This window comes from Kitasatospora sp. NPDC048722 (genome assembly GCF_040650235.1).
Lineage (GTDB): Bacteria > Actinomycetota > Actinomycetes > Streptomycetales > Streptomycetaceae > Kitasatospora.
Genome location: NZ_JBEZGX010000047.1, coordinates 64,858 through 76,625, shown reverse-complemented (window position 1 = coordinate 76,625; position 11,768 = coordinate 64,858). Strand labels below are relative to the sequence as shown.

Here is an 11,768-nt window from a genome sequence, read left to right as displayed (position 1 = left end):
CGGTCCGTCCACGCGTCCAGGACCAGACGCGCGCGGGCCTCGGAGAGGTCGGCGAAGGACGCGTCGTGGTCGGCCGTGAAGCACACCACCTCGCAGCGCCCGGCGCCGGGACCGGCCGTCCGCAGTCCGCCGGTGAGCTCGCCCGGCGGTCCGGCCAGCGAGGGGAAGCGGTTCTCGAACACGGCCACCTGGTAGTCGGCGGCGGGGATTTCGCTCAGCCGCCCGTCCCGGGAGGGGCACAGCGGGCACTCCTCGGCGGGCGGCTGGTAGGTGCGGGCCTGCCGGTGGGCGGCGACGGTGACCCAGTCCCCGGTGGCCGGGTCCCGGCGCACTTGGGAGGCGGGCGGCCGGGGGTCCAGCGGGCGCCGGTCGACGGCGTTCCGGGGCACGGCCGCGCCGCTGTCGTAGTAGATGAGCTCCCGCCCGTCCGCGAGCGTGGTCGCGGTCCTGGCGGTGGGCTCGGTGACGGTCCCGGCCATGGCCTCGGTTCTCTCTCCTCGATCCGACATGAATCAACAATCTCGAACACTATCCAACAGACCCGGCGCCCCGGAAGCACCCGGCACCTGCCATGATGGCCATGATGGCGATGAGTGCGGCCGCCCCGGCCGCACCGACCCGCGCCACAGCGACCCGAGGGAGGCCCCCCGATGGCCGACAGCGCCCAACCGCTCGCCGGGCAGCGACGCGCGCTGATCCTGGAACAGGTGCGCGCGCGGGGCGGGGTCCGGGTGACCGAACTCGTCCGCGACCTCGGGGTCTCCGACATGACGGTCCGCCGCGACCTCGACGCGCTGGCCCGGCGCGGACTGGTGGAGAAGGTCCACGGCGGCGCGGTGCGGGTCGAGGCACCGCTCAGCGGCGAACCCGGCTTCGAGACCAAGGCCGGCTGGGAGCTGCCCGCGAAGGAGGCGATCGCCCGCGCCGCCGCCGCACTCGTGCCGCCCGGTTCGGCGGTCGGCCTCGCGGCCGGCACGACGACCTTCGCGGTGGCCCGCCACCTGCGCGCCGTCGAGGGCCTGACGGTGGTCACCAACTCCCTGCGGATCGCCGAACTGCTGGAACAGCCCGACGACGACGGCACCCCGGCGACGGCGACGGTGATCCGCACCGGCGGCGTCCGCACGCCCTCGGACGCGCTGGTCGGCCCGGTGGCGGACCAGGCGATCCGCTCGCTGCACGTCAACGTGCTCATCATGGGCTGTCACGGCCTCTCCGCCGACACCGGGCTGACCACCCCCAACCTGGCCGAGGCCGAGACCAACCGGGCTTTCCTGCAGTCGGCCCGCCGCGTCATCGTGGTCGCCGACCACACGAAGTGGAACGCCGTCGGCCTGGCCTCCTTCGCCGCCCTCGACCAGCTCGACGTCCTGGTGACGGACGACGCCCTCGCCGCCGAGGAACGGACGGCCGCCGCCCGGCTGGTCGGCGAGCTGATCGTCGCGTCCTCCGGCGACTGACGGGCCGGCGGGACGCGCCCCCGAGGGGCTGGGCGACCGAGCCCGGATCCCCCGGTGGGGGGCGCGTCCGGCCCTCCGGGAGGACGTGGCGCCGCCACCCACCGGCCGGCCTGGAGGTGTGACCACCGCGAGGACGTGGCGCCGCCACCCACCGGCCGGCCTGGAGGTGTGACCACCGCATCGAACCCCACTGCCCCGGCACCCCGCTGGGCGGTGAGCCGCACATGCCGCAGGCCTCACCACCGTGCCCTCGGGGCCCTGACATCCCTGAGGCCCGGCCCCGCGAAACCGGTCGCCGCGGCACTCAACCCCCTGAACTCGCCCGAACCACCAGCTCGGTGGGCAGCTCCAGCCCCGCGCCCGGCGCCCGGTCCCCCCGCACCTGGCCGAGCAGCCGCTCGACCAGTGCGGCGGCGATCGCCCGCAGCGGCAGCCGGACGGACGTCAGCGCGGGGTGCAGGTGGCGGCAGAGCGGCGTGTCGTGGAAACCCGTGACCGCCACCTCCCGTCCGACCGTCAACCCCCCGGCCCGGACGGCCTCGTAGACGTCGAGCGCGAGCAGGTCGCTCGCCGCCGCGACGGCTGTCGGCCGGTCCGGGCGGTGCAGCAGCCCGCGCAGGGCGGCGACGTCCGACCCGGCCGCCACCTCCGCCGTCAGGCCCAGCCGCCGCACCTCGGCGAGGAAGCCCGCGCGGCGTTCCGCCATCCACGGCAGGTCCTCCGGACCTCCCAGGTACCCGAGACGCCGGTGCCCGCGCTCGGCGAGGTGCCGCACGACGGCCGCCATCGCCGGGCCGTTGCCGATGTCCACCCAGTGCTGCGGCTCCCCCGGTCCCGTCCGCCCGAAGGTCGTGAACGGGACTCCGACCCGGGCGACGTGGGCGATCCGCGGGTCGTCGCGCAGCACGTCCGCGAGCACGAGCCCGTCCACCTGACGGGCCGCGACGAGCGCGTCGATGGCGGCGAGAGCGTCCCCCGCGCCCGGCGCGTCGCTGGTGCCCGGTGCCGGGCGGAACAGCAGCACCCGCAGGCCCTGCGCCCCGGCCGCGTCGACCAGCGCCTCCAGGAAGCCGGCCATCAGCGGGTTGGGGTCGAACGGGTCGTCCACCGGCGAGAGGTAGCCGATCGTGCGCCGGGCGCCGCTGCGCAGCGAGCGGGCCGACTGGTCGGGCTGGTAGCCGAGTTCGCGGATCGCGGCCGTCACCCGCTCCAGGGTGTCCGGGCGCACCCGGTGCGGGGCGTTGAGCGCGTTGGACACCGTCTGCCGGGACACGCCGGCCGCGCGGGCGACCTCCTCGATGGTGCTGGCCCCGCGGCGTGGTCGGCGTGCTCCCTCGGGCATGGGTTCCTCCGGCGTGCTCGGTCAGGTCATCGATGTGGTCACGTGCGGCGCAGGGCCGACGGCCCGCCGGGCGACACCTCGACGCCACCCGGGCGGGGTCCTCCCCACCCCGCCGGACGATACGCCCTCTCGCGGTCTCGACGATCGCCTCCGCCGCCCGACCGCACCACCGGATCGGCATCGGCGCCGCACTCACGCACGGCACCGCGATGGCGCCGCCCCGGCCAGGCCGGACGACACTGCCCCGCTCACCTGCCCGGCCGCCGTCACCGGGCCGGCCCCGTCACGACGCTCACGCACGCCGCAAGGTGAGCAACCCGCCGCGCGGCACCGCCACGACGGTGCCGTCCCGGCCGAGCTCGACCTCGCCCTGCCGCACGACACGCCCCCGCGCGTCCTGGACCGTGGCCTCCGCCGTCCCGCTGCCACCCGTCAGCCGCACGTCCGGGTCGGCGTCGGCGTTGGCCACCAGCAGGGTGCGCCACCGCTCGCCGCCCGCGTCCACCGGCAGTGCCGCGTAGCGGGCGACGGCGACGGTGTCCGGGCCGGTGGCGGTGACCATCGGATAGCCGAGGTCGGGCCGGGCCGGGCGCAGTTCGCCGAGTTGCAGGGTGTCGGCGTGGGTGCGGAGGACGCCGAGCCAGAAGGCCAGGGCCTCGCGCTGCTCCGGGCGCTGCGCGGCGAGGTCGACGGACACCTGCGGGACGGCGAACAGGACGTTGATCAGGTGGCAGGCGATCTGCTCGGGCGGCTCCACCGGGTGCCAGGTCAGCATGTCGGAGTGGACCGGGACGGGCCCGGCGGCGAGCCGCACGTCGATGGTCCGCTGCCGGTTCTCCTGGGGGCTGAGCGGGCAGTCGGTGGCCCGGATCATGGTGACGTACGGCCACAGGGCCGGGCTGACGTAGGGCTGGCGGTGCTCGATCATCGCGTCCGGGTGGGCCGCCGTGATCCGCCGGCGCAGCTCGGCGAGCAGCCGTTCGACGCCCTCGTCGACGCTCGTGCAGTCGGCCCCGGGGCCGGGCGCGGGCGCGTCCGCCCGCGCGAACCAGTCGACGAAGTCCACCTTGAGGCCGTCCATGCCCCATTCCTCGACGGCCCGCGCGAGCCTCCCCACCAGGAACTCGCGGACCTCGGGGTGGCGCGGGTCGGCGACGACGGCGCCCATGGGCCCGGCGTCGGCCAGCGCGTACCGGCCGATGCGCTCGAACGCGGCGCTGTTCTTGCCGATGAACGGCAGCGCGTACCAGAGCACGTACTGCACGCCGAGCTCGTGGACGCGCCGCACGTGGGCGGCGGTGTCGGGCAGCGAGACCGGCTCCCAGTCGCCGCAGTGCCCGTAGCCGCGCGTGCGGTCGGCGGTCATCCAGCCGTCGTCGACGATGATCACGTCCAGCCCGAGCTCCCTGCCCAGCGCGGCCTGGGCCTCGACGGCCTTCGGCGAGACGTCCTGGTGCATCGCGTACCAGGTGGAGTAGGCGGGGCGACGGGCGGCTTCGGGCACGTCCGCCCGGTGCGCGGTGCCCCACCACTCGGCCAGGCCGGCCAGGCAGCGGGCGAAGTGGCGGCGCGAGGTGTCGATCCGCACGGTGAGGCGGCCGGGGGCCTGCGCCCAGAAGCGGAACTCGCCGGTCTCCTCGACGACTCCCGCGCCCGCCAGCACGTCCGGCCGCTCGGCGGCGAAGGCGCAGATCGCGACGTCGCCGGTGCCGACGAGGGCGGCGATCGGGGCTCCGGCGGCGATCCCGGTGCGCCGCGGGGCGCTCCAGGCGGCGGGCAGCCAGCCGGTGCCGCGCGGTTCGGGCGTCCAGAGGGCGGTGGCGTCCACGCACGGCACCCGCCACTCGATCCGTACGTCGCCCCGGCCCCGCGCGGTCACCTCGACCACCCCGTCGGCGACCGCGCGGGCCGTCCCCGCGCCGCTCACCCGCAGGTCCAGGCCCTCGGCGTGCAGCGGGCGCAGGCCGCCGGCGGCGGGGGCGTGCGGCTCCCAGATGTCGGTCACAGGTTCAGCCCTTCGTCGCACCGGCCAGCAGGCCGGAGATGAACTGCCGTTGCAGGACCAGGAAGAGGACCATCATCGGCAGGGTGGACAGCGCGGTGCCGGTGAGGATCGCGCCGTAGTCGGTCGTGCTCTTGTTGCCGTACAGGGTGGCGATGGCCACCGGGAGGGTGTGCATGGCGGGGCTGCGCAGGGCGACCAGCGGCCACACGAACTGGTTCCAGGAGCCCAGGAAGAGGAAGATCGCGAGGGCCGCGAGCACCGGCCGCATGACCGGCACGACGACGCTCCACAGCACCCGGAACTCGCCCGCGCCGTCCACCCGTGCGGCGTCCAGGAGTTCGTCCGGCAGTCCGGCGAGGGACTGCCGCATCAGGAAGATCGCGAACGGCACGCACAGGCCGGGCAGGATGAGCGCCTGGTAGGTGTCGAGCAGGCCGAAGCTCATCATCATCTTGAACAGCGGTACCAGCATGACCTGTTCGGGCACCACCAGGGTGGAGAGCAGCAGCCCGAACAACAGACTCCGGCCCCGGAAGCGGAACTTGGCGAAGGCGTAGCCGGCCAGCAGGGCGACCACCAGGGCTCCGGCGGTCTGGACGCCGGCCACCAGCAGCGAGTTCCCGATCACCCGGAGCAGGCCGATCCTCCGCTGCAGGTGGTCGAGGTTGTCGCCGAGGTGGCCGCCGGGCAGCAGCTCGGGCGGCCAGTCGAAGATGTCCGTGTCCTTGCGGGTGGTGGCGATCACCAGCCAGTAGAACGGTCCGACGGACAGACCGGTGAGGCCCGCGAGGCAGAAGGTCAGCGGCCAGCCGCGTAGTCTCCTCATCGGCTTCATTTCTCCCGCTCCCCCATCAGCCGCATCTGGACCGCGCCGAGCACCGACACCAGCAGGGTCAGCGCGTAGGCGATCGCGGACGCGTAGCCGAAGTCGAAGTACCGGAAGCCGTTCTGGTACAGGTACATGGAGACGGTCAGCGTCGCGTTGTCCGGCCCGCCGCCGGTCAACACGTACGGTTCGTCGAAGAGTTGGAGCGTGCCGATGGTGGACAGCACGACCGTGAACAGCAGGACCGGGCGCAGCGCGGGCACCGTGACGGCGGTGAACCTCCTGAGGGGGCCCGCGCCGTCGACCATCGCGGCCTCGTACAGCTCCTTCGGCACGCCCTGCAGGCCGGCCAGGTAGATGACGGCGTTGTAGCCCGTGTAGTGCCAGGTCAGCACCAGGACGACGGCCATCCGCGCCCAGAACGGCTCGCCGAACCAGTCGACGGCCGGAAGTCCGATCGCGTCCAGCAGACGGTTGACGGCGCCGCGCTGGGAGTCGAGGAGGAAGGCGAAGATCACACCGGTGGCGACCAGGCCGGTCACCGCCGGCATGAAGACACCCAGCCGCCACACCGCCCGCCAGCGCACCAGCGCCGAGTTGATGCCGACGGCCATCAGCAGGGCCAGCCCGAGCATCAGCGGGACCTGCACGACGAGGATCTCGGCGGTGTTGCGCAGAGCCGTCCAGAACAGCGGATCGTCCAGCAGGCGACGGTAGTTGGCGAGTCCTGCGGGGCGGGCGGCGGCGCCGGAGCCGGCGGTGAAGGAGAGGAGCAGCGAGTCGACGACGGGGTACGCCTTGAACACGCCGAAGGTGACCAGGGCGGGGGCGAGGAGCAGGTACGGCACGGCGGTGCGGCGCCGCCGGGCACGCGTGAGGGACGGTTGGAGGGTCGTCGTCATGCGATGTTGCGCCCGGTCTGCTGGGCGAGCTGTTTGGCGGCGTCCTGGAGGACGGCGGCCGGGTCGCCGCCCTTCAGGAACACCTTCGTCTGGGCGTCGCCGGCCAGCTTGAGGGCGCGGGCGTAGTCCCCGGAGTAGTTGGTCGGGTCACCGCCGTCGACGGCCAGGTCGGCGAAGGTCCGCAGCACGGCCTGACCGCCGTAGTAGGCGCTGGGCGCGCCGTACATCGGGTCGGCGTAGGCCGCGGTGAGCGCGGGGAAGACGCCGCCGGCGGTGAACATGCTGTTCACGGAGGCCGGGCGGGTGAGCGCGTACTCGACGAACTTCCAGGCGGCGCGGCGGCGCGGGCTGGCACCGGCGACGGCGAGGTGGGTGGAGTTCACGAGCGCGGTGCGCTTGCCTCCGGCGGTGACGGCCGGCGGCTTGGCGAGGCGCCAGTGTCCGCTCTGGTCGCCGAACTTGGCCTCCAGGTAGTGCGCCGCCCAGGCGGGCATGGGGGCGACGGCGAGCTTTCCGGCCTTCATCAGGGTGGCCCAGCCCTGCTCACCGGGGGCATCGGCGACCAGCCCGGCGCCGTCCAGCCGCTTCAGGACGTCCATCGCGCGGACCGCCTCGGGCGCACCGAGTGTGACCCGCCCCTGGAGGTCGAAGTAGAACGCGCCCTGGAGCTGCATCAGCGACTGCACGAAGTCCAGGTCGGGATCCGGGTTCGCGGCCTTGTTGATGCCGATGAGGGAGATGCCGGGGTTGGCGGCCCTGAACTTCTCCGCCACGGCGATCAGGTCGTCCCAGGTGGCGAGGGCGGTCGGGTCGATGCCGGCCCTGCCGAAGTAGTCCTCGCGGTAGAAGAACCCGAGCGGGTTGACCTCCCAGGGCAGCGCGTAGGCGTGGCCGTCCTTGCCCGTGACGACCGGCCACAGGCCCTTGGCGAACTCGTCCTTGTGGGCGTCGGCGCCGAAGGAGGAGAGGTCGGCGAGGCCGCCGGGGAACTTCTCCAGGTAGCCGGGCAGGTAGTCGCAACCGATGTGGAGGACGTCCCCGAGCCCCTGCCCGCCGGCGGCGAGACCGACGGTGATCTTGTCCCAGATGGCCGGGTTCCCGATGTCCTGGACGTCGACCTTGATGCCGGGGTTGTCCCGCTCGAACGCCGGGACGACCCCGCGCAGCGCGGCAGCGGCCGTGGCCCACGACCACACGGTGACGGTGCCGGTTTCGGCGTCACCGCCCGAGGCGGCCCCCGATCCGGAGTCCCCGCAGGCCGCCAGCGCTCCCCCGGCGGCCAGGGCCATCAGGCCGGCCCCGGAGGCGCGGAGGAGCTCGCGACGTGAAAGGTGTGACATTGCATCGCCTCTCGTTTTTGAACGTTCAAATCCACAAAACAGACCAGAACCAAACAGTCCCGAACGAGCGCCACACAGCAAACGCCACCCGCCGTACGCCGTCAACCCCGCATGCACGGCCCGCGAGCACCGCAACCGTTCCGTTACCGGACGTAGGGCGCGGGCGTTCGCGCGACCGGTCGATCAGCAGGGGTCGGCACGGCCGGCAAGCCTGCCCTCACACGTCCGACCGACACGGGCCGACCTGGTGGCTTCGCGAGAACCAGCCCGACAGGGACGGCCTGCGGCGGTGGTCTCCGGGGGCACGATTCCGAGCGCTGCGACCGGCCGTGTGACCGTGCGCCGTAGATGGCCGGAGCCTTCGCGCCCCTTTGTCCTACGGACGGACAACTCGTCGACCAGGGCGAAGGAACGAGGCCCGCGGCGGCTCGGCACGACACGCCGGCCTTGTCACATGCCCGCTCCCCGCCCCGCTCGTTCCCTTGTTCCTCGCCCCGGTCTCGCGAGTTGCTTGTTTCGCATGCTATCTTGCGATGCATGGTACCTGGCATCGCAAACCATGAGGGCGCCGATGGTGCCGTGGACGGGCCGGTGGCGACGCAGCTGCGCAAGGGCGTGCTGGAGTACTGCGTGCTCGCGCTGCTGCGCGACGAGCCCCGGTACGGCGTCGAGCTGCTGCAGGAGCTCGGGAGGTTCCCGGCGCTGGCGACCAGTCAGGGAACGATCTACCCCCTGCTGTCACGGCTGCGGCGGGCCGGACTCGCCGACACGTTCCTGCGCGACTCGGCCAGCGGCCCGTCCCGCCGCTACTACACCCTCACCGATGCCGGGCGCAGCGCGCTAAAGGAGTTCGCCACGCTGTGGCCCGCCTTCCGTGAAACCGTCGATCACGTACTCGCCCCGGGAGACACCCCGTGAACAACGCCACCGAGCACCCCCTGGTCCGTGCCCACCTCGACGCCGTCGAGCGGTACACCGCACCGCTGACCGCCGAACGCCGCCGCGAACTGCTCGCCGACCTGCGCGAGCACGTCGAGATCGCGCTCGCCGAGAGCGACGCCACCGATGAGGAGGCCGTCCGGCAGGTCCTCGAACAGCTGGGCAGCCCCCGGCGGATCGCCGACGCCGCGCTCGCCGAGGAGGGCTGCGCCCGACCCGAGCCGGAGACCGGCCGCCGCACCACGACGACCCTGCTCCTCGCCGTCCTGGCGATGCCCCTGCTCCTCGTCCCGGCGGTCGGGCCCGGCCTCGCGCTGGTCAGCGCCCTGGTCGCGACGGTCCGGGTCGCCAAGTCCCCGCAGTGGACCGGACGAGAGAAGAAGCAGGCCGCGCTGCTCCTGCTCAGCCCGATCCTGCTCACGCCCCTGGCGGCCGTCGTCGTCGCCTCCTCCGCGGGGCTGACCCCGGCCGGCGTCCTCGTCGCCTGCGCCATCGGGTTCTGCCCGACGCTCGTCGCCGCGTTCCGTCTCGCCCGCTCCGCCTCCCGGCTGCGGTCCGCCGCCCTGGCGGCCTGAGCCCCGGTGCTCGGCGGCACGAGGCGCGCCCGGGACCGGGGAAGCCTCCACCCGGGCGCCATCGGCGCCGGGCCGGGAACCCGCCGGGTGAACACGCGGTCGGCATCCCAGGTGCGCTGGACGGCGGCGTCCAGCACACCCGGGGCCGCGTCCGCGTACAGGTGCAAGACGGCTGCCGATCGCGGCACGCCGGCAGGGTGCGACGGAGCAACCGGCCCACGACTCGGACGCGGTGTGGTCGCGATGGGTACCGGAGGGCCGGCGGTCGAGCCGGTACGTGATCGCCCGCCCCGCACGATCCGGCCGGACATCCCGTGTCAGGCCGGACGGGTTGTCGCCGGCTTCTCGTCCTCATGAGGGACCGCCCCGGCCGAACGGGCGGGGCGGCTCGCGCCACCGGTCAATCGGGCGCCGGGCAGAGGTGGATCGGGTGGGGCTCCCCACAGCATGAGGCAGCGCGAGAAGTCGGCCTCGCCGACTTCTCGCGCCACCACCGCTACCGGCCGACCTCCCTCAGACGGAAGTCCTCGACCGTCTCCCTCCTGATCAGCAGCCGTGCCCTGCCGTCCTTCACGGCGGCCACCGGCGGTCGGCCCACCATGTTGTAGCCGCTGGCCATCGACAGCTGGTACGCCCCCGCCGCCGGGACGGCCAGCAGGTCACCCGGCCGCAGGTCCGCGGGGAGCAGCGCGTCGCGCACGAGCGCGTCGCCGGCCTCGCAGTGCCGCCCGACCACGTCGACCCGCGCCGTACCCGCGTCCGTACGGCGGCCCACCATCCGCACGGTGTACTCCGACCCGTACAGCACCGGCCTCGGGTTGTCGCTCATGCCGCCGTCCACCGCCGCGAAGCACCGCCCGTCCGCCGTGTGCTTCACGGACAGCACCCGGTACACCGCCACCGCCGCCGGACCGACGATCGCACGGCCGGGCTCGACGGTCAGGCGCGGCACCTCCAGGTCCGCCTCGGCGCAGCGCACCGCGAGCCGGTCCGTCACCCGCACCGCGAACTCGGCGACGTCCAGCTCCTGGTCGCCCGGCAGGTACCGGATGCCGTGACCACCGCCCAGGTCGAGCTCGGGCAGCTCGACGCCGTGCCGGTCGCGCACCTCGGCGAGCAGTCGCACGAGGGTGTCCACGGACTGGAGGAACGGCTCGACCTCGGTGATCTGCGAGCCCAAGTGGCAGTGCAGACCGACGAGTTCCAGCCCCGGCTGGTCGAGCACCCGGGCGATCGCGTCGGCCGCGTCGCCACCCTCGACCGGGAAGCCGAACTTCTGCCCGCCCACCCCGGTCCGCACCGCGGCGTGGTGCCCGGCCGCGATGCCCGGAACGACCCGGACCAGAACCTTCTGCGGGGTGTCCGCCGCGACCAGCGCCGCGAGCCTGGCGATCTCCGCCGGCCCGTCGATGACGATCCGGCCGACCCGCAGCCGCCGCGCCAGCCTCAGGTCCTCCGGCGACTTCGCGTTGCCGTGCAGCAGGATCCGCTGCGCCGGGAACCCGGCGGACGAGGCCAGCCACAGTTCGCCCGACGAACAGACGTCCAGCCCCAGCCCCTCCTCCGCCACCCAGTCCGCCATCGCGCTGCACAGGAAGGCCTTGGCCGCGTACAGCACGTCCGCGTGCGGCAGCGCCCGCCGGTACGCCCGGGCGCGGCCCCGCACCTCGGCCTCGTCGAGCACGTACAGCGGCGTGCCGAACCGTTCGGCGGCCTCCGCCAGCCCGACTCCGCCGACCAGCACCTCACCGCCGGGCCCCGTCCGCGCCGACGCGGGCCAGGGGCCGCCGAGCGCGTCGGCGGGAGTGGAGGTGACGGAGGGAAGGGCGGTGAGCTGGGTCATTGCGGCTCCTACGGAACGTCGAGCGGGTGGCGGTCAGTCCTCGAAGTGCATCGCGAACCGGCAGTGGGCCGGGCGGGTACGGCTGGGGTCGACCTCCGAACGGGCCGGGGCGGCGGGCGCGGGCGCGGGACGCTCGGTGGTGGGCACGAGGCGGATCGTCCGTTCCAGCGGCTCGTCGACGTCGATCAGGGCGGTGGCGGTGGTCATCGGGGCTCCAGGGAACGTCGTGGAAGGGCCGCCGTCCGCGGCCCTCGGTTCCAGTGCAAACCCATCGCACACCGACCGCACCCGCCCTTGACGCGTGACCTACGCGGATGGGCTCGACCTTGACGACTTCCTGACGTTCCCCCCGACCCCACCCGCCGAACGGGTGTTCGCGCAGGTTGGAGGCCGGATCGATCATGGTGTCAGGGAACTGTCAAGGAAGGCCGTTCCACCGCCAAGCCCGCGTCAAGACCGGCATGGCGCGTGGAGATCCGGTGGTGGGCTGTCGGCCGTTCCCGCCGCTCCCCCGAGCCCGCCGCCCCGCTGTGCGG

10 protein-coding genes and 1 pseudogene are annotated in these 11,768 nt (G+C 73.9%); 3 read left to right on the top strand and 8 right to left on the bottom strand.

Going from position 1 to position 11,768, the window contains the following annotated elements:
* Positions 1-479 (bottom strand): annotated as a pseudogene (locus AB0C76_RS29700) (galactose-1-phosphate uridylyltransferase); the annotation flags it as partial.
* Between the two features lie 171 nt (positions 480-650).
* On the opposite strand from AB0C76_RS29700, the gene AB0C76_RS29695 reads away from it, so the two are divergent.
* A complete protein-coding gene (locus AB0C76_RS29695) occupies positions 651-1,460 on the top strand; it encodes a DeoR/GlpR family DNA-binding transcription regulator (RefSeq protein ID WP_359971483.1) in 810 nt (269 codons plus the stop codon).
* A gap of 304 nt (positions 1,461-1,764) precedes the next feature.
* Here AB0C76_RS29695 and AB0C76_RS29690 read toward each other — a convergent pair whose 3' ends face one another.
* The 5 genes from AB0C76_RS29690 to AB0C76_RS29670 all read right to left on the bottom strand — a co-directional run bounded on the left by AB0C76_RS29690 (position 1,765) and on the right by AB0C76_RS29670 (position 7,875).
* Entirely contained in the window at positions 1,765-2,802 is a 1,038-nt protein-coding gene (locus AB0C76_RS29690) for a LacI family DNA-binding transcriptional regulator (protein ID WP_359971481.1), read from the bottom strand.
* Between the two features lie 292 nt (positions 2,803-3,094).
* Entirely contained in the window at positions 3,095-4,807 is a 1,713-nt protein-coding gene (locus AB0C76_RS29685; protein WP_359971479.1) for a glycoside hydrolase family 36 protein, read from the bottom strand.
* A 4-nt stretch (positions 4,808-4,811) separates the two neighbouring features.
* Complete coding sequence (locus AB0C76_RS29680) at positions 4,812-5,633, bottom strand: carbohydrate ABC transporter permease (protein ID WP_359971477.1); 822 nt, start codon at positions 5,631-5,633, stop codon at positions 4,812-4,814.
* Between the two features lie 5 nt (positions 5,634-5,638).
* On the bottom strand, positions 5,639-6,535 hold the full coding sequence (locus AB0C76_RS29675; protein WP_359971475.1) for a sugar ABC transporter permease: 897 nt from the start codon (positions 6,533-6,535) through the stop codon (positions 5,639-5,641).
* A complete protein-coding gene (locus AB0C76_RS29670; protein WP_359971473.1) occupies positions 6,532-7,875 on the bottom strand; it encodes an extracellular solute-binding protein in 1,344 nt (447 codons plus the stop codon). Before AB0C76_RS29670 ends, AB0C76_RS29675 begins: the two co-directional genes overlap by 4 nt.
* 537 nt (positions 7,876-8,412) lie before the next feature.
* Here AB0C76_RS29670 and AB0C76_RS29665 point away from each other — a divergent pair.
* Together AB0C76_RS29665 and AB0C76_RS29660 are read left to right on the top strand one after the other, a co-directional pair.
* Positions 8,413-8,793, top strand: a complete 381-nt coding sequence (locus AB0C76_RS29665) for a PadR family transcriptional regulator (protein WP_359971471.1) — start codon at positions 8,413-8,415, stop codon at positions 8,791-8,793.
* A complete protein-coding gene (locus AB0C76_RS29660; protein ID WP_359971469.1) occupies positions 8,790-9,389 on the top strand; it encodes a hypothetical protein in 600 nt (199 codons plus the stop codon). Before AB0C76_RS29665 ends, AB0C76_RS29660 begins: the two co-directional genes overlap by 4 nt.
* A 496-nt stretch (positions 9,390-9,885) precedes the next feature.
* Here the strand turns inward: AB0C76_RS29660 and lysA are convergent, their stop codons facing one another.
* Positions 9,886-11,232: a diaminopimelate decarboxylase gene (gene lysA / locus AB0C76_RS29655; protein ID WP_359971467.1), complete on the bottom strand. Its 1,347-nt coding sequence runs from the start codon at positions 11,230-11,232 to the stop codon at positions 9,886-9,888.
* A 33-nt stretch (positions 11,233-11,265) separates the two neighbouring features.
* The gene (locus AB0C76_RS29650) at positions 11,266-11,439 is read right to left on the bottom strand and encodes a hypothetical protein (RefSeq protein WP_359971465.1); all 174 of its coding nucleotides are present in this window, start codon (positions 11,437-11,439) and stop codon (positions 11,266-11,268) included.
* Positions 11,440-11,768: the final 329 nt, after the last annotated feature.